Source organism: Pseudomonas sp. 30_B, assembly GCF_017491605.1.
GTDB lineage: Bacteria > Pseudomonadota > Gammaproteobacteria > Pseudomonadales > Pseudomonadaceae > Pseudomonas.
The window spans coordinates 213,038-231,042 of sequence record NZ_JAFGYY010000003.1 but is presented as its reverse complement, the minus strand read 5'-3'; the positions used below and the strand labels follow the sequence as shown (position 1 = coordinate 231,042).

Genomic DNA, 18,005 nt, shown 5'->3' with positions numbered 1-18,005 from the left:
GTCATGGACAAACAGGCCAATCGTCGCGTCAGTGTGCTGGTCATCGACGATGAACCCCAGGTCACCGCAGAGCTATCCGAACTCCTAGAAAACAGCGGCTACCGCTGCGTGGTCAGCGACAGCAAGGACAGTGCCCTGCAGCAATTCCGTGAGGACAGCTCCATCGGCCTGGTGATCTGCGATCTCGGCCTTGGACGGGACAATGGCATTCGCGTGGTGGAAGCCCTCAAGGAGATCGCCGGCAACGGGCGCTTCTTCGAAACCATCATCCTCACCGGCCAGCAGGGCAGCCAGGAAGTGATCGAGGCGATGCGCGTCGGCGTCGCCGACTACTACCAGAAGCCGGTCGCGCCGCTGGACCTGCTCAAGGGCCTGGAGCGGCTGGAGGCGCGCCTGCACGAGCGCAACCGCAGCCAGCTCAGCCTGAGCCAGGTGAACCAGCGCCTGGAATACCTGGCCGAATCGCTCAACTCGATCTCGCGGGATATCCACAAGATCAAGTACGAGGTACACGGCGGCGGACAGCCCTCCAGCGTACTCAAGCAGGAGCCGGCGGAAGCGGCGGAGCGCCTGTCGACCAATGTCGAGCAGATCGCGCCGGTGGTGAACAACCCGCTGTTCAACAAGCTCTCGCCGCGCCAGCAAGCGGTGGCGCGACTGGTCAGCAAGGGCCTGACCAACTACCAGATCGCCTACGACCTGGGCATCACCGAAAACACCGTGAAACTCTACGTGTCCCAGGTGCTGCGGCTGATGCACATGCACAACCGCACCCAGCTGGCCCTCGCGCTCTCCCCCAGCACGTCGCACAGCAACGCGGTGCACTGAACCTGGCGGCGACCGTCAGATCAGCAACTCCGAGCCTCCGGTCTGGAGGTCGATCAGGCGTACGTCGAGAATCCCGGTCTGGATTCCGAGCAGTTGCAGCAGCGGATCGATGAGTTCGCTGCCCAGCTCGCCGACGATTTCGCTCAGCGCTCCGGTCAGCAGATTGCCAACCCCTTGTTCCGAGTTGATCAGCGTATCGGACACGCCATTGACCAGCTTTCCGATCGGGCACAGCAGCCAGCCCACCAGGGGCAGGTTGCAGTTGTTCGGCATCAGCTTGACGGTGAGCTTGAGGTTCTTCGACAGATCGGCGAGGCCTGCCGCCAGGGAGGCGCCCAGGGGACTCTCCACCCGCTTCACCGGGCTGGGCAGATCCGCCCGCGAGGCCACATCGAAGATCAGCAACTGCTCGCCACCGGCATCGATGGAGGTACCCTGACTGCCATTGCTCAAGGCCACATCCAGCAGGTTTCCAGTCGCATTGCTCCCCAGCCCCGTCACCTTGGCGTCCAGCGCAAGCGTAGCGATGCCGGGCTTGGCCTGGATGTCCACCTCCACCGGTTTCCCCACACCGCCGCATTGGATGCTCTCCAATGCCGCGGTGCCCTTGGCGATCTCTACCTTGAGATCGACATCCACGGTCACCAGCTTCAGGTCCAACAGATCGACGTGCACCTTCGCCTCCAGCCTCACCTGCGTCGAGGTCGCCTGGGTGCGCCAGGTGCCGGCGCCGTTCTTGCCCGGATAGCCGAAGACGATCTGCGGCGGCGAAATCACCGTAAGGCTCAGCGTCTGGCTCGCCAACCCTGGAATCGACAGGGTCTGGGCCGGCACCGTAACGGCGTGGTTCTGGTTGGCCAACAGCACGGTGGCCATCATCAGGTCGAACAGGTTCACGCCAGCGTCCAGCGCTGAGTCGCGCACGCTGCCGGGCGCCACCACGCTGAGAATCTGGCCGAGGGTGAGCTGCGCCGCCGGCACATTGATGCTGGCCAACGCCGTGTTCAACAGTGCAGTGTTCACCTGGGCCAGCTGCGAGGCGTCCGCTGCGCTGACCATCGCCTGCAGCAACTGCGCAGCGGTCACATTGGCGCCAAGCAGGCTGTCAACCTTGCCCGCTTCCAGGTTGACCCCGACCGCCTGGAGCTGCTGGCTGAGCGCACGCAGCGAGACGTTGGCGCCGGCGACCCCCTGGTAGGTCGTCACATCGAGGTTGAGAGAGGTGCCCAGCAGACTGCCCAGCAAGCCGTTGAGCAGCGCGGAGTTGCTGCTGTCCAGCGACAGCACCCCGCTGCCTGCCGACAGCCCGGCCATCGCCGTGCGCCGCGCCACGGCCTGGGCACTCAGGGTAGTGGTGGTGGAGGCATCGGTGAACAGGCTGGCAAGGTTGAGAATCACACTCGACGGAACGGTGTGGGTAGCCAGCACCCGCACCGAGTCAGCCATGTTACCGCCGGGGACGAAGTTCCGGCGCGCGTCGTCAACACCATACGCCTTTACGAGTTGGATACTGCCCAGGGTAGCGACCAGCGAATCACCGCTGCCGGGCACGAAGCCGTTGCTGGCGGCACTGCTGGCGGCATAGGTCTGGATCTGCGCGGGCACCTGGCTGCCACACATACCGCTGCGGGTCGCGGTTTCCAATGCCGCACTGTCGACGACCCGCTGCAGCTTGCGCTGTTCCAGGTAGAGGCGCCCGGTATCCACCACCAGCGCCAGGCAGATCAGCGCCAGCAGCAGCGTGCCTGCCGCCATGATGCCAATCGCACCCCGTTGCCGTTCGCGCCCCATGTTCCGCTCCCGAAGAATCAATTCTTCCCGGTGCTGAAATCGTTGTTGTCGTCGAGGAGGTATTCGGGAATTTCGCGGGTGTAGCTCTTCAGGTAGCGCTGGTAGGCACGGTCACGCTCGGCCGCCGTGGCGCTCTGCGGATAGGGCGTTGCTGCGCGTCCGCTGCGCTGCAGGTCCAGCCAGGTCTGCACCTCCTGCTGATCGCGTTCGACGGTGCCGGGTTGTGCGGCGGGAGCCTCCAGCGCCTGGGCTAGCAAGGGCGCGGCCAGCAGCGCGCCGGCGAAGATCCATGTTTTCATCGTGCTCCTCCTCTCCCGCCTCAGCGGGCCTTGACCAGCAGCCCGGCATCCCGCGCCGCGGCAGAGGTGTGATCCTGTGCCACGGCATCAGCACTGGCGGTCGGGATATGCACCTGCGCAACGGCCTCGACCGGGACAGGCGCGGGCGCGGGCTGCTGTCGGCTCAGGCTCTCTGCAGGCGCGGGCGAGGCGCTCGGCATCCGCAACGCATCGGCGCGCTCGTGGGCTTCGCGTACCTCGTCGACGGACAGGCCGGTGCGCTGGATCAGCCCCTCCGCCTGGGTGTTCTCGCCTTCCAGGTACATCAGGCTGAGCAGGTTGGTGGCCGGCAGCTTGCCGCCTTCGCTGAGCTCCAGCGCGGTAATGAACTCGAAGCGCGCGCCGCTGCGGTCACCACGCTCCAGCAGCACGACGCCCAGGTCGTTGCGAAAGTCGCTGTCGGTCGGCTGCAGGCGCGCCGCTTCGCGCAGTTCGCGCTCGGCCTCGATGCGGTTGCCGTTGCGCATGGCGATCAGCCCCAGCCCGTGGTGCGCTTCGCCGGCCTTGCAGGTGCCCAGCAACCGCTGGTACTCGGTGCGCGCCAGCGGGCTGCCGATGCGCCGCAGCGCCAGCGCCTTGCTTTCACGCACCTCCAGCGAATCCTGCGGCAGGGTTTCCAGGTTGGCCAGGGCGGCGTGGGCGCGGCCCTGGTCGAGCATTTCCCGCGTCAGGTTGAGCTGCAGCTCCACCGGTTGCGCCAGACGCTCGCTGCATGCCTGGCCGACCGCGCTGTTGCCCAGCCCTGGCACGCCGAGATTGGCGCAGCCGCCAAGCGTCAGGCTCAGCAGGCCGATGGCCATTGCGTTTCTCATCTTATGCCCCCCAATGCCTTGGTAATCGCGATGAACCCCGGCCCGGCAAGGATGATCAGCAGCGCCGGGAACAACAGCAGCATCATCACCAGGCTCATCTTCGCCGACAGCTTGCTGACCTTTTCCTGCATGCGGGTCAGCCGGCGGTCCTCGAACAGTTGCTTGAGCGTCTGCAGTGAGCTGCGCGCGCTGCCGCCCTGGCGCACCATCTGGCGCAATACGGTGCAGCAGTCACTGAGCTCGCCCACGGACAGACGCTTGTTGAGCTGATCCAGTTCGTCGGCCAGGTCCAGGCCGCTGTCGATGTGCACAAGCACCGTCTCCAGCTCTTCGGCCAGCACCGGCACGATGTTCTGTCCCTCCTGGCGCACCACCCGCAGGCTTTGCTCCACCGTCAGGCCGGAGTCGAACAGGATGCGGATCAGCTGGATGAACACGATCACCTCCTCCGCCAGGCGCGCGCGGCGCTTGCCGGCGAAATGCGCCAGCACGCGCTTGGGCAGGAGGAATCCGATTCCGGCGGCGAAGGCCACTGGCAGCAGCGACGACTCGAACAACGGCTTGGGCGCCAGACTGTCGCCCAGCGCCAGCCCCGCCAGCAGCAGCGGACAGAGCAGCAGGGCCATGAGGTAGATGCTGCGCGGTGTGCTTCCGCCCCAACCGGCCTGCTCCAGCAGCAGGCGCACCTCGTCATCGCGCAGTTGCAGACGTCGCGCCAGCCCACTGCCGCCCACCCGTTCCAGCAAGCCGGCCAGACGCCGCCCGCCGCTGCGCGGCAGAGAGCCGCCGCCCAGGCGTTGCTCGATCAGGCGCTGCTCGCGTCCGGCGGCGCGGCTCTGCGAGAGCCCCAGCAGCACGGCGGCCAATACCAGGATCACCACCAGCAGCCCGTAGGTCATCGGCATCGTCGGCCTCCTAGACGCTCTTGAGCATGCGCCAGAGCGCGTAGCACCCCAGCACCTGCAGCCCGAGGGAGGTCAGCAGCAGCCAGCGCCCGCTGCCGTCGAGCCACATGTTCATCAGGTAGCCCGGGTTGGTGAACAGGATGTAGCCCCCCAGGCTGATCGGCAGGACCGCCAGGACCAGGGCGCTGAGCCGGGTCTCGCCGGTCATTGCGCGCAGCTGGCGGCTGAGCTTCTCCCGCTCGTGGATGACCTTGATGATGTTCTCCAGCAGGTCGGTGGTGTTGCCGCCGTAGCGATGGTTCACCGCCACGCCGAGGGAGAACACGTGAAGTTCCTCCACGTCATACAGCTCCGCCACCTCCTGCAGGGCGTCCGGCAGGCTGATGCCGAGCTGCACATGGCTGTTCGCCTGACCGAGAATCTCCCGCAACGGATTGTCCGAAGCGGTCACCGCCTGGGCGATGGAGTCGCCCAGGGTGCGTCCGGAATGCAGGCTGCGAACCACCTGGTCGAGGAAGTTGGGCATCTGCCGGATCATTCGTTGCAGGCGGCGCTGGTACAGCACATTGAGCAGGACATGTCCCCCGGCCAGCGCCAAGGCCAGGGCTGCCACGGCGCCCAGCACGCCGCCCGCGCGGGCGCCAAGCAGCCCCATCGCCAGTGCCGCCGCGCCGAAGCACAGCAGCCAGCGGCGCATGTCGGTGACACCCGCGCGGCGCATGCGGCGGGCCAGCCAGTGGCTGCTGCGGCCACGTGCAGCCCCGGCCGGCAGCGCATCACCGCCACTCAGGCGTTGCAGCACCTGCTCGTTGTGCCGGGTGCGCCAGGCCGAAATGCCGGTCAGTACGCCGAAGAGACCCAGCACCAGGCTGACCGCGGCCAGCAGCAGCGGGCCGCTCATACCAGTCCCTGGCGGAATTTCAGCCCGCCCGGCTGGGCGGTGCGGACGAACTGCCCGCTGCCACGGCGGTCGAGCTTGAACAGGGAGTTGGTGACATATACCCCGTCACGCACCTCCAGCACTTCGATGATCTCGCTGATGCAGCGCCGGCCGCTAGCCAGGCGGGTGATCTGCACGACGATGTCCAGCGCCGAGCAGAGCATCTGCCGCAAGGTCTGCTCCGGCACCCGCTGGCCGGTGAGGCCGACCAGCATCTCCAGGCGCAGCAGCGAGTCCATGGCGGAGTTGGCGTGCACGGTGCTCATCGAGCCATCGTGGCCGGTGTTCATCGCCTGCAGTACGTCGAGCACCTCCACCCCACGGATCTCGCCGAGGATGATGCGGTCCGGGCGCATCCGCAGGGCGTTGCGGATCAGCTCGCGGGCGGTCACCTCGCCGAAGCCTTCGGCGTTCGGCGGCCGGGTTTCCAGGCGCACCACGTGGTTGTGGCCCAGTTGCAGCTCGGCGGTGTCCTCGATGGTGACGATGCGCTCGCTCTCGTCGATGAAGCTGCTCATCACGTTGAGCAGCGTGGTCTTGCCAGTGCCGGTGCCGCCGCTGATGAGGATGTTGCAGCGGCTTTCCACCGCCTCGCGCAGGAACGCCAGCATCGGTTCGTCGACGCTCTGGTAACCCAGCAGGTCGGCGCTCTTGAGCAGTTCCTTGCTGAATTTGCGGATCGACAGGCAGGGCCCGTCCAGCGCCACCGGCGGAATGATCGCGTTGACCCGGCTGCCGTCCGGCAGGCGCGCATCGACCATCGGGCTGGACTCGTCCAGGCGCCGGCCCAGCGGCGCGAGGATGCGCTGGATCACGCGCTGCACGTGATGGTCATCGATGAAGCGCAGGTCGCTCTGGTAGAGCCGCCCCTCATGTTCGACGAACACCCGGTCGGGACCATTGACCAGGATTTCCGAGATGCCCGGGTCACGCAGCAAGATTTCCAGCGGGCCGAAACCGGTCAGCTCGTCCACCACCTCTTCGGCGAGGCGGTCGAGCTCGTAACGGGAAATCGCCAGTTGGCGGCGCGCGGCGTATTCGCAGACCTTCTCCGAGACGTACTGGGCCACTGCCGGGCGCGCGCCCTCCAGCAGGTTCATGCCGTCTTCGTCGATCTCGTCGATGATGTAGCGGTGCAGGCGCATCTTCAGCGCCTGCATGTCCTGGTCGTGCTGGCCGAGGAAGCCGTTTCCGCTGCCGTAACTCATGAGCGCACCGCCTTCGGCCATCCCAGCCAGGCGAAGCGCCGTGGCCGTTCACCGACGTTCGCCCCGAGGTTGTCCGCCAGGTCGCGCAGCTTGACCGTCAGCGGGTCGCGCGGCGACAGGTCGAACAGGCTCTGGCCGATGTTCTTCGCCCGCAGGCGCGCCTCGGGCGATGCCGGCAATACGCCGAACAGTTCCAGGCCGAACATCTTGCCCAATGCGGCCGAATCCGGCGGCACCGATGGCCAGTAGCGTTCGATCAGCAACTCGATTCGCGGCAGCGTGGGGCTGCGCTCGCGCAGCCGGCGCAGGCGTTCCAGGCCCTTCTTGCAGGACGGCACGCTCTGGTCCACCAGCCACAGGACGCGGTTGGCCTGTGCCAGCAACTGGCCGCTGAGCTCGCCCTCGGCGACGCCGGTAAGGTTGATCAGCACATGGCTGAACGCACTGCGCAGGTTGCCCAGCAACAGGTAGATTTCGGCGGTGGTGACCCGCTCCAGGATGCCGGGCTCGTCCGACAGGCTGAGGATGCGCAACCCAGACTCGTGGCGGGTGAAGGCACTGTCGATCAGGGTCTGGTCGAGGCGGCGCAGGTTGCGCATGGCATCGGCGAAACTGAAGGCCGACTCCATGCCGAGAATCGCCAGCGCCTCACCGGAGGGCTGGCCGATATCCACCAGCAGTACCCGGTTGTCGGCCTGGCGTTGCAGCGCCAGCGCCAGGTGCAGCGCCACGAAGGCGCCATCGGCGTCCGGCCGGGCACTCACCAGGCTCACCAGTTCGCCCTGCCGCGCGGCGCTCACCGGCACGCTGGGCAGGCGCCCGCCAAGGCGCCGGATCAGGCCGTTCAGCTCACTGGCGCGGGCACCGTAGGTGACGAAGTCGCGGGCGCCGGCGCGCATCGCCGCCAGTACCAGCTGGTTGTCCAGGCCATCGCCCACGGCCACCACCGACAGCAGCGGCCGCGCCGACACCAGCCCCTCGATCAGCGAGCTCTGCGCAACCACGTTGGCCTTGTTCAGGCTGGTGAACAGGACATGGGCCCCGGTGACGTCGAGCAGCGACAGCAGCTCTTCCAGGGTTCCACTGTTGGCCACCACCACCTGCCCGCAGTTGGCCAGGCTGTTCTGCAGCCACTCCTGCTCGCCGGGATGCTGAACCAGCGCGACGAATGTCTGACTCATGCTGCCGCCCCCTTCCCGTTCCCTGCGGCCCGCTTTCTGGCGGGATGCCGCGTCATAGGTGTCCATCAGCGCGACATCCCGCTGCTGGCCTTGCGCTGATCGAAGCGGCCGTCCTCGAGGAAGTAGAACTCGCCGAAGCCGGGGTCGTACTTGCGCAGTCCCTCGCCCGGCAGCGTCGGCAAGGCGGCATTCGCCGCCAGCGGCTGGACTAGGTGCGGGGTGACGATCATCAACAGCTCGCGGTCGTCCTTGTCCAGGCTGGAGGAGCGGAACAGCGCACCGATCACCGGGAGGTTGCCGAGGAAGGGAAACTTGTCGACGTTGCTGATGGTGCTGCTGCTGATCAACCCGCTGATCACGAAGCTCTCGCCGTCGGCCAGCATCACGCTGGTGTCGGTGCGCCGCACGGTCAGGGCCGGCACCGCGATGTCGTTGGTGCGGATGCCGCTGCTGAAGTCCAGTTCGCTGACTTCCGGCGCCACCTTCAGGGCGATGCGCTTGTCGCTCATCACCGTGGGCGTCAGGGTCAGGCGCACACCGAACTCCTTGTACTGGATGGTGATGGTGTCGTTATCGCCGTTTGGCACGGGAATCGGAAACTCGCCACCGGCCAGGAAGGAGGCACTCTGCCCGCTGGTCGCCACCAGGCTGGGGCGCGCCAGGGTGTAGGCAAAGCCACTGCCCTCCAGGGCATTGATGAAGCCCAGCCACTTGCTGCTGCCGCCGCCCCAGATGATGTTGAAACCGCCATTGGCATTGCCGAAGGTGCTATCGGGCCCCAGGCTGCCATCGAGACCGATCTTCAGTCCGCCCAGGCTGCCTGGAGAGCCCAGAATAAAGGTATTGGAGCCCTGGCGAACCAGCGACGTACTGGCCTGCTTGAGCTTGCTGCGGCTGACCTCGACGAAGCGGATGTCGGTCTGCACCTGGTTGGATATCCCGGCGGCCAGATTGCCGGTGATTCCGCCCGCGTCGGCGATCGCCCGTGAGCCGACCCGCACCACACTGCTCATCGGCTGGTCGCTGCACGGAGTCCAGATCAGCAGGCTGGTCAGGCCCTCGGCCTTACCGGTAACAAGGAAGTCACGCTTGTCGACCACCTGCACGTCGGCAATGGCCGGATCACCGATGGCCAGGCGCTTGATCGGTACCGGCAATTGCTGGTCGACCTGGGCGCCCTGCTGGATATCGAGGTTCAACTGCCGCCCGGCGAATCCGGCGCAGGCGCTCGGCACCGCCTGCGCAGCGGAGTGGACGGCACAGGCCAGAAGTGCAGCCAGCGACAGGATGAAGCGCTTGGACATCGATGCACTCCTTGCTCAATGTGCTTCACGGGTGACGGTGGTACCGCGGTAGACCACGACGCCCGCACTCACCTCCGGCGCCGAAACCTGGCGCGCGGCCGGCGCAGGGCGGGCCTTGCCAAGCAGTTGCTCGAGGGTGATCGGCTGGCTGCCCGGAGCATTCAGCGAGGCCTGGAGGTAGCGCCCCTGCTGGTCCTTCTCGTACAGGTTCTCGTCCTTGCTGCGCACCGCCAGGCGCAACGAGCCGGCCTGGCTGGCCAGCATCAGGCGCGAGGCAGCCTCGGCCGGCACGGCCAGCACCGCGGTACGCGGTGGGCGCGGGGTCTTGTCCTTCGGGTCGCCGCCGTTGCGGACCTGCCCATCGCTGGCGACGGCGATCTGCTCGCCATAGGTGAGAACCCGGACCCCGGGCAGCACCACCTGGGCACTGACGACACGGTCGGTGCCTTGCTGATCCTTGACGAAGAGCATCACGTCGACGTAATCCCCCGGCAGCACGAAGCCCCCGCCGCCGATGACCTCGTCCACCGCGATGGCCATGGCCCGTTCATCCGGGCGAATGGTCCGCGCCAGCGGGCCGCCGGGCTCCATCAGCGCGGCGGAAAGAATGCTGCCGGCCGGCACCGCGACCCAGACGCGCTGCCCGATCAGCGCCTCGAGCTTGGGGTAACTTCCCGCCGGGGCGGTGTGCAGCAACTCGATGGCAAGATCGTCCTTGGCAATCACCGCCAGTGCCGCAAGATCGCGGCGCGCCACCACCACAGGCGTACGTTGCAGTTTGTCAGCCTCGGCCAACGCAGCGGGCGCGACCTCCTGCACGGCACCGGCGACCGGCGCCACCGGTTTTCCCACCGACAATCCCAGATAACCCACAACCCCGGCGCACAACAGCAACAGCCCGGCGAACACCATCAGCACCTTGCTATTCATGTCCACATCCTTGGCGTCATCGGGTAAGTGAACCTGGCGGTCCACAGCCTGATCGGAAGTCACAACACCGGCTGTTCCGGTATACGCCCTTCAGACCCTTATTGTTGTTTCGGCCCGGCGAGGAAGTTCGATAAGAAGCATTCCTCATAATTAGTTTCTGCTTGTTCCAAAGCAGAATTTAGTTGCTGCGGTAATAGCGTCAAATGGCCACGAGAAAATTCCAATCCTCAGTTAGCTCTACTTCTCCATGACTATAACTTTGGTATTAGCGCTATTTGAGCAATTGCATTCCGCCATACTGAGCCTAGCCTGACGGTGAAGTCGGGGCGCCGCCCCGGAGGTGCCGCCAGGAGCAACCGCGATGAACCTGAACATCAAAGAGCTGACTCTGAAGTTCTATTGCAAGGCCAAGGCATTCGCAGCCGACAAGGAAGGGGCAACTGCGATTGAATATGCGGTTATCGCCGGGCTTATCGGGGTGGTCATCATTGCCGGGGCACGAATCCTCGGAACTGATATCAGCAACATGTTCACCGATATCGGCACCTCGCTACCGACCGGGACTGCACCGTAACCGGAAATCGCGCCTGCGCAGCGTCACTAGAAAGCCTCGCCCCGGCCGCCATGAATGGTGGCCGGGTCCATTCCATTTTCAAATTAAAGTCTTCCGCCATCCCGCCGACACATCCTGCCTACCCCTTCGTTCCACCTGCAGGATGCTCTACCCATGCTTCGCTCGCTGTCCTTCGCCAAGAAGATTCTTCTGGCGGCCTCCCTCGTGGTCATCTTCGCCTTCGCCTGCTTCATCCTCTTCAATGACTTCCGCCAGCGCGAGGCGATCCACGACGCCACCGAATCCAAGCTCGCCGAAGTCGGCAGCCTGACGGCCAGCAACATCCAGAGCTGGCTGGAAGGCCGCATCCAGCTGGTGGAAAGCGAAGCCGCGCAGCTGGCGGACCAGGAGCCGACGCCTGAGCACATCCAGCACGTGCTGGAGCAGGCGGTGTTCAAGAAGAACTTCGAATCGGTCTACCTGGGCGAGGCGGCCAGCGGCGTGTTCACCATGCGCCCCTACGCACCGATGCCCGACGGCTATGACCCGCGCCAGCGCGGCTGGTACAAGGATGCGGTGGCCGCCGGCCGCCTGATCGTCACCGAGCCCTTCCTGGATGCCGGCACCAACGAGCAGATCCTCGCCATGTCCATGCCGGTGATGCGCAACGGCCAACTGGTCGGCGTCGCCGCCGGCGACATGAAGCTGGAAACCATCACCGCCATCATCAACTCGCTGAAGTTCGACGGTAACGGCTATGCCTTCCTGGTCAACGACAGCGGCAAGATCCTGCTGCACCCGGACAGCCAGCAGATCTTCAAGAACCTCTCCGACATCTATCCGCAGGGCGCGCCGCAAGTGCGGGCCGGTGTGCAGGAGGTCAGCCTCAACGGTGACGAGCAACTGGTGTCCATGTCCCCGGTGAAGGGCCTGCCGGGCGTAACCTGGTACGTCGCCCTGGTGCTGGACAAGAGCGCGGCCTACGCCATGCTCAGCGACTTCCGTACCTCGGCGGTCATCGCCACGGTCATCGCCATCGTCGCCATCCTGTTCCTGCTGGGCATGCTGATCCGCGTGCTGATGGCGCCGCTGACCGACATGGGCCGCGCCATGCAGGACATCGCCCAGGGCGACGGCGACCTCACCCAGCGCCTGAAGGTCGCCAGCAACGACGAATTCGGCGTGCTGGCCAACGCCTTCAACCATTTCGTCGAGCGCATTCACGAGTCCATCCGCGAAGTGGCCTCCACCGCCCGCAGCCTGCATGACGTTTCGCAGCTGGTGGTCAACGCCTCCAACTCGTCCATGAGCAACTCCGACGAGCAGGCCAACCGCACCAACAGCGTGGCCGCCGCGATCAACGAACTGGGCGCCGCCGCCCAGGAAATCGCCCGCAACGCCGCCGACGCTTCGCACCACGCCACCGATGCCTCGCACCAGGCCGGCGATGGCCGCCAGGTCGTCGAGCAGACCATCAGCGCGATGAACCTGCTGTCGGACAAGATCAGCTCGGCCTGCGCCAACATCGAGGCGCTGAACAGCCGCACGGTGAACATCGGACAGATCCTCGAAGTGATCAAAGGCATCTCCGAGCAGACCAACCTGCTGGCCCTCAACGCCGCCATCGAAGCGGCCCGCGCCGGGGAAGCCGGCCGTGGTTTCGCCGTGGTCGCCGACGAGGTGCGCAACCTGGCCCACCGCGCCCAGGAGTCCGCCCAGGAAATCCAGAAGATGATCGAGGAGCTGCAGGTCGGCGCCCGCGAAGCCGTGGACACCATGACCGAGAGCCAGCGCTACAGCCTGGAAAGCGTGGAGATCGCCAACCGCGCCGGCGAGCGCCTGGCCAGCGTCACCCACCGCATCGGAGAGATCGACTCGATGAACCAGTCGGTGGCCACTGCCACCGAAGAGCAGACCGCCGTGGTCGACTCGCTGAACATGGACATCACCGAGATCAACATGCTGAACCAGGAAGGCGTGGAAAACCTCCAGGCCACCCTGCGTGCCTGTGCCGACCTGGAGAACCAGGCCGGACGTCTGCGTCAGTTGGTGGACAGCTTCCGCATCTGATCGTGGTTGCCGTGAAAAAGGCGCCTCAGGGCGCCTTTTTTGTTGGTGCTCACCTGTAGGAGCGCGCCACGCGCGCGATCGCGGGCATGGCCCGCTCCTGCAAGGGAATATCGGCGTCTGCCCCTACCGTTCGTCCCCCTGCCTCAAGCTTTTCGACAAGCGGCCGACAGCAAAGATGAAGGTCCGCGAGAACAACGAATGCAGGCGGACCCGAAACCACCACTGGCACATGGGAGTGCCGGCCCCGCCCGCCCGGCTATCCGCCGCGCCGGCTTCGTCCGCTCCGTCACCATACGGACGGGCGCACCCTGGCGACATCGGATCTGTCGCCCGGACCCACGCCGTTCTGGCATCCCACTACTTCCGGACTCGACGCAGCATGATCAAGAGCCTGAAATTCAGCCATAAGATCCTCCTGGCCGCCTCGCTTGTGGTTTTCTCCGCTTTCGCCCTCTTCACCCTCTACAACGACTACCTGCAGCGCAACGCGATCCGCGACGATCTCGAAGACTACCAGCGGGAAATGGGCACGGTGACCGCCAGCAATATCCAGAACTGGCTGAGCGGCCGGATACTGCTGGTCGAGAGCACCGCGCAGACCATCGCCCGCGACAGCGCGCCGGACAAGCTCGCCGCCCTGCTGGAGCAGAACACCCTGCGCAGCACGTTCAACTACACCTACCTGGGGCAGGAAGACGGCACCTTCACCATGCGCCCGAACGATGCCATGCCCGACGGCTACGATCCGCGTACCCGCCCCTGGTACAAGGATGCCCTGGCCGCCGGCGGCACCACCCTGACCGAGCCGTACATCGACGCGGCAACCCAGCAGCTGGTCATCACCATTGCCACTCCGGCCCGCAACGGCGGCAGGACCGTCGGCGTGGTCGGTGGCGACCTCGGCCTGCAGACCCTGGTGCAGATCATCAACTCGCTGAACTTCAGCGGCATGGGCTACGCCTTCCTGGTCAGCGGCGACGGCAAGATCCTCGTGCACCCGGACAAGAACCTAGTGATGAAAACCCTGGCCGAGGTCTATCCGCAGAACACGCCGAAGATCGGCAGCGGTTTCAGCGAAGCCGAGCTCGATGGCCAGACCCGCATCCTCAGCTTCACCCAGGTGAAAGGTCTGCCGTCGGTGAACTGGTACATCGGCCTGTCCATCGACAAGGACGCGGCCTATGCGATGCTCAGCAAGTTCCGCGCGTCGGCCATCATCGCTGCGGCCATCGCCATCGTCGCCATCCTGTTCCTGCTGGGCATGCTGATCCGTGTACTGATGGCGCCGCTGACCGACATGGGCCGCGCCATGCAGGACATCGCCCAGGGCGACGGCGACCTCACCCAGCGCCTGAAAGTGGCCAGCAACGACGAATTCGGTGTAGTAGCCAACGCCTTCAACCGCTTCGTCGAGCGCATCCACGAATCCATCCGCGAAGTGGCCTCCACCGCCCGCAGCCTGCATGACGTTTCGCAACTGGTGGTCAACGCCTCCAACTCGTCGATGAGCAACTCCGACGAGCAGGCCAACCGCACCAACAGCGTCGCCGCCGCGATCAACGAACTGGGCGCCGCCGCCCAGGAAATCGCCCGCAACGCCGCCGACGCCTCGCACCATGCCACCGATGCCTCGCACCAGGCCGGCGATGGCCGCCAGGTGGTCGAGCAGACCATCAGCGCGATGAACCAGCTGTCCGACAAGATCAGCTCGGCCTGCGCCAACATCGAGGCGCTGAACAGCCGCACGGTGAACATCGGGCAGATTCTGGAGGTGATCAAAGGCATTTCCGAGCAGACCAACCTGCTGGCCCTGAACGCCGCCATCGAAGCCGCCCGCGCCGGGGAAGCCGGCCGTGGTTTCGCCGTGGTGGCGGATGAGGTACGCAACCTCGCCCACCGCGCCCAGGAATCGGCGCAGCAGATCCAGAAGATGATCGAGGAGCTGCAGGTCGGCGCCCGCGAGGCCGTGGACACCATGACCGAAAGCCAGCGCTACAGCCTGGAAAGCGTGGAGATCGCCAATCGCGCCGGCGAGCGCCTGGCCAGCGTCACCCACCGCATCGGCGAGATCGACTCGATGAACCAGTCGGTGGCCACCGCCACCGAAGAGCAGACCGCCGTGGTCGACTCGCTGAACATGGACATCACCGAGATCAACACGCTGAACCAGGAAGGCGTGGAAAACCTCCAGGCCACCCTGCGCGCCTGCGCCGACCTGGAGAACCAGGCCGGGCGTCTGCGTCAGTTGGTGGACAGCTTCCGCATCTGATTCCGCTGGAAACGAAAAAGGCGCCCGAGGGCGCCTTTTTCATGGGTACACCTGTAGGAGCGCGCCATGCGCGCGATCGCGGGCATGGCCCGCTCCTACAGGAAAAACTTCAGCGTCGCTTGCTGCCACCCAGCAGCGCGCCCATCAACCCGCGCACCAACTGCCGGCCAATCTGGTTGGCCGCCTGACGCACCACGGTCTTGGCGGTCTGGCTGGCCAGTGTGCCGAGCAGCTCGCCGGCAAGGCCGCCCAGGTCGCTACCCAGGCCCTTTTCTTCCTTCTCCTGGGTCGGCGCCATCTTGTCGTCGGCGCGGCCGGTCAGCTTCTCGTAGGCGGACTCACGATCGATCGGCTGATCGTAACGGCCGGCCAGCGGCGAGCGGCGGATGATGTCCGCGCGCTCGGCCTCGCTCAGCGGGCCGATACGCGATTGCGGCGGCGCCACGGCAACGCGCTGGACCATGGCCGGCGTACCCTTCTCCTCCAGCGTCCCCACCAGCGCCTCGCCAATGCCCAGTTCGGTCAGCACCTTGAGCGTGTCGAGCGCAGGATTGGGGCGGAAGCCGTCGGCCACCGCGCGCAGGGACTTCTGCTCCTTGGCAGTGAAGGCGCGCAGGCCATGCTGGATGCGCAAGCCAAGCTGGGCCAGGACGTCGTCCGGCAGGTCGCCCGGCGACTGGGTGACGAAGTAGACGCCCACACCCTTGGAGCGGATCAGTCGCACCACCTGCTCCAGACGATCCTGCAGCGCCTTGGGCGTGCCGTTGAACAGCAGGTGCGCTTCGTCGAAGAACAGCGCGAGGATCGGCTTGTCGGCATCGCCACGCTCGGGCAACTGCTCGAACAGCTCGGCCAGCAGCCAGAGCAGGAAGGTGGCATACACCTTGGGCGCTTCATGCACCAGCTTGCTGGCATCCAGCAGGTGGATGCGCCCGCGCCCGTCGGCCTCGGGGCGCAGCAGGTCTTCCAGCTGCAAGGCCGGCTCGCCGAAGAACGCCTCGGCGCCCTGTTGCTCCAGCAACGCGAGACGGCGCAGGAGCGCCTGGGAAGACGCCGGGGTGAACAGCGCGCGGTCTTCGCCGAGGATATCCGGGTGCTCCTTGAAGTGATTGAGCAGCGCCTTGAGGTCCTTCAGGTCGAGCAGCAGCAGACCTTCGCGATCCGCCACCTTGAATGCGGCGAACAGCGCCGCCTGCTGGCTCTCGGTCAACTCCAGCAGGTTGGCCAGCAGCAGCGGCCCCATCTCCGACAGCGTGGTGCGCAGCGGATGCCCGGTCTTGCCGGCCACGTCCCACAGGCTCACCGGGTAAGCCTTGGGGCTGTAGTTCAGCCAGGGCATGCTGGCGATGCGCTCGGCCACCTTGCCCTGCGGGTTGCCGGCGGCGGCGATGCCGCACAGGTCACCCTTGATGTCGGCGGCGAAGACCGCGATGCCGGCATCGCTGAAGGACTCGGCCAGGCGTTGCAGGGTCACCGTCTTGCCGGTGCCGGTGGCGCCGGCGATCAGGCCGTGGCGGTTGGCGAGCTTCCAGGCCTGGCCGACCGGCTGGCCGTCCGGACCTGCACCAATGATCAGTTCGTTCGTTGCTGGCATCCGTCATTCCTCTGAATGGATAGGCGCGAGGGGTCGTCCAGCAAGATTGGCGCGTCGCGGCGTGCCGCGCAAACCGGTGCGCTCAGACCTTGAAGACGTGTTTGAGATAGTGGAGGAAGTTCTCGTCCTTGCATTGGGTCTTGCCCGGCGTGTCGGAAATCTTCGCCACCGGGTGCCCGTTGCAGGCCGTCATCTTCAACACGATGTTCATCGGCGTGGCGCCGGGCACATCACAGGTGAATTGGGTGCCGATGCCGAAGCTGACATCGATACGACCGCGCAGCGCCCGGTAGATTTCCAGCGCACGCGGCAGGTTCAGGCCATCGGAGAACACCAGGGTCTTGCCGCGCGGATCGATGCCCAGGCGCTCGTAATGACGGATGGCCTTTTCCGCCCAGGCCAGCGGATCGCCCGAGTCATGCCGCAAGCCGTCGAAGAGCTTGGCGAAGAACAGGTCGAAATCGGCCAGGAAGGCATCCATGGTGATGCAGTCGGTCAAGGCAATACCCAACTGGCCACGGTACTCGCGAACCCAGCAATCCAGCGCCGCGGCCTGGCTGTCGATCAGCCGCGGGCCAAGCTGCTGGTGCGCCATCAACCATTCGTGGGCCATGGTGCCCAGCGGCTTCACCCCCAGCATGCGCGCCAGATGCACATTGCTGGTGCCGACGAAGTGACCGGGGAAGCCGTCGCGCAAATCGCGCACCACCGCCTCCTGTACCGGGTAGGAAAAGCGCCGGCGGGTACCGAAATCGGCCATCTTGAAACCGGCCAGTTCCTCGGCGCTGGCCTCGCCGCGCAACCAGTGGAGCTTCTCCTGCAGGCGCTCGCGCACCGCCGTCAGCGAGGCACCTGGATAACGGTGGCGGTTGCGCACCTCGCTGATGGTCGCCAGCAACGGCACCTCGAACAGGATCACGTGCAACCAGGGCCCCTTGAGGCGCAGGAAGAATTCGCCGTTTTCGACGCCCATCTGCACATAGCAGGGATTGAAGCGGAACAGGCCGAGAAAGCGGATGAAATCCGGCTTGAAGAACGGAATGCGTTCGAGGAAGGCCAGCTCCTGGGGCGCAAAGGACAGCTCCGACAGGTACTCGACCTGCTCGCGCACCGGGTCCAGGTAGGCGCGCAGGTCTTCCTCGTTGCGGCAGCGAAACTCCCACTCCACCTCGGCGTTGGGATAGTTGTGCAGCACCGCCTGCATCATGCTCAGCTTGTAGAAGTCGGTATCCAGCAGGTTCTGCACGATCCGTCGGGAAAATACGCTGTCGCTCATGCTCGT

15 protein-coding genes are annotated in these 18,005 nt (G+C 65.7%); 4 read left to right on the top strand and 11 right to left on the bottom strand.

The features are described from left to right. The first annotated feature begins 3 nt into the window (after window positions 1–3). On the top strand, window positions 4–828 hold the full coding sequence (locus J5M67_RS04780; protein WP_207883924.1) for a response regulator transcription factor: 825 nt from the start codon (window positions 4–6) through the stop codon (window positions 826–828). Between the two features lie 15 nt (window positions 829–843). Here J5M67_RS04780 and J5M67_RS04775 read toward each other — a convergent pair whose 3' ends face one another. From J5M67_RS04775 to cpaB, 9 genes are all read right to left on the bottom strand, one after another. Beyond that, the gene (locus J5M67_RS04775) at window positions 844–2,619 is read right to left on the bottom strand and encodes a pilus assembly protein TadG-related protein (RefSeq protein WP_207883922.1); all 1,776 of its coding nucleotides are present in this window, start codon (window positions 2,617–2,619) and stop codon (window positions 844–846) included. Between the two features lie 17 nt (window positions 2,620–2,636). Next, a complete protein-coding gene (locus J5M67_RS04770) occupies window positions 2,637–2,918 on the bottom strand; it encodes a DUF3613 domain-containing protein (protein ID WP_207883920.1) in 282 nt (93 codons plus the stop codon). A gap of 20 nt (window positions 2,919–2,938) precedes the next feature. Continuing rightward, window positions 2,939–3,769: a hypothetical protein gene (locus J5M67_RS04765; RefSeq protein ID WP_207883911.1), complete on the bottom strand. Its 831-nt coding sequence runs from the start codon at window positions 3,767–3,769 to the stop codon at window positions 2,939–2,941. Next, window positions 3,766–4,674, bottom strand: coding sequence for a type II secretion system F family protein (locus J5M67_RS04760; protein ID WP_207883909.1), 909 nt, complete (start codon window positions 4,672–4,674; stop codon window positions 3,766–3,768). The genes J5M67_RS04765 and J5M67_RS04760 overlap by 4 nt, the downstream gene beginning before the upstream one ends. A 10-nt stretch (window positions 4,675–4,684) precedes the next feature. Further along, on the bottom strand, window positions 4,685–5,575 hold the full coding sequence (locus J5M67_RS04755; protein ID WP_207883906.1) for a type II secretion system F family protein: 891 nt from the start codon (window positions 5,573–5,575) through the stop codon (window positions 4,685–4,687). Beyond that, window positions 5,572–6,822, bottom strand: coding sequence for a type 4b pilus Flp biogenesis ATPase TadA (gene tadA / locus J5M67_RS04750; RefSeq protein ID WP_207883904.1), 1,251 nt, complete (start codon window positions 6,820–6,822; stop codon window positions 5,572–5,574). The genes J5M67_RS04755 and tadA overlap by 4 nt, the downstream gene beginning before the upstream one ends. Continuing rightward, window positions 6,819–8,003, bottom strand: coding sequence for a type 4b pilus Flp biogenesis protein TadZ (gene tadZ, locus J5M67_RS04745; protein WP_207883896.1), 1,185 nt, complete (start codon window positions 8,001–8,003; stop codon window positions 6,819–6,821). Before tadZ ends, tadA begins: the two co-directional genes overlap by 4 nt. A 65-nt stretch (window positions 8,004–8,068) precedes the next feature. Continuing rightward, complete coding sequence (locus tag J5M67_RS04740; RefSeq protein WP_207883883.1) at window positions 8,069–9,307, bottom strand: type II and III secretion system protein family protein; 1,239 nt, start codon at window positions 9,305–9,307, stop codon at window positions 8,069–8,071. 15 nt (window positions 9,308–9,322) lie between these two features. Then, window positions 9,323–10,237, bottom strand: a complete 915-nt coding sequence (cpaB, locus tag J5M67_RS04735) for a Flp pilus assembly protein CpaB (protein WP_207883881.1) — start codon at window positions 10,235–10,237, stop codon at window positions 9,323–9,325. 373 nt (window positions 10,238–10,610) lie between these two features. Here cpaB and J5M67_RS04730 point away from each other — a divergent pair, with 373 nt between their 5' ends. From J5M67_RS04730 to J5M67_RS04720, 3 genes are all read left to right on the top strand, one after another. Beyond that, the gene (locus tag J5M67_RS04730; RefSeq protein ID WP_207884166.1) at window positions 10,611–10,811 is read left to right on the top strand and encodes a Flp family type IVb pilin; all 201 of its coding nucleotides are present in this window, start codon (window positions 10,611–10,613) and stop codon (window positions 10,809–10,811) included. 153 nt (window positions 10,812–10,964) lie between these two features. Then, window positions 10,965–12,860, top strand: a complete 1,896-nt coding sequence (locus tag J5M67_RS04725) for a methyl-accepting chemotaxis protein (RefSeq protein WP_207883879.1) — start codon at window positions 10,965–10,967, stop codon at window positions 12,858–12,860. A gap of 379 nt (window positions 12,861–13,239) precedes the next feature. Further along, the gene (locus tag J5M67_RS04720) at window positions 13,240–15,129 is read left to right on the top strand and encodes a methyl-accepting chemotaxis protein (RefSeq protein ID WP_207883877.1); all 1,890 of its coding nucleotides are present in this window, start codon (window positions 13,240–13,242) and stop codon (window positions 15,127–15,129) included. A gap of 109 nt (window positions 15,130–15,238) precedes the next feature. Here the strand turns inward: J5M67_RS04720 and J5M67_RS04715 are convergent, their stop codons facing one another. Both J5M67_RS04715 and pncB read right to left on the bottom strand, forming a co-directional pair. Then, window positions 15,239–16,723 carry a helicase HerA-like domain-containing protein gene (locus J5M67_RS04715; protein ID WP_207883875.1) on the bottom strand — a complete coding sequence of 495 codons (1,485 nt, stop codon included), beginning with the start codon at window positions 16,721–16,723 and terminating at the stop codon, window positions 15,239–15,241. A gap of 82 nt (window positions 16,724–16,805) precedes the next feature. Next, window positions 16,806–17,999, bottom strand: coding sequence for a nicotinate phosphoribosyltransferase (gene pncB, locus J5M67_RS04710; protein WP_207883866.1), 1,194 nt, complete (start codon window positions 17,997–17,999; stop codon window positions 16,806–16,808). Between the last annotated feature and the right edge of the window lie 6 nt (window positions 18,000–18,005).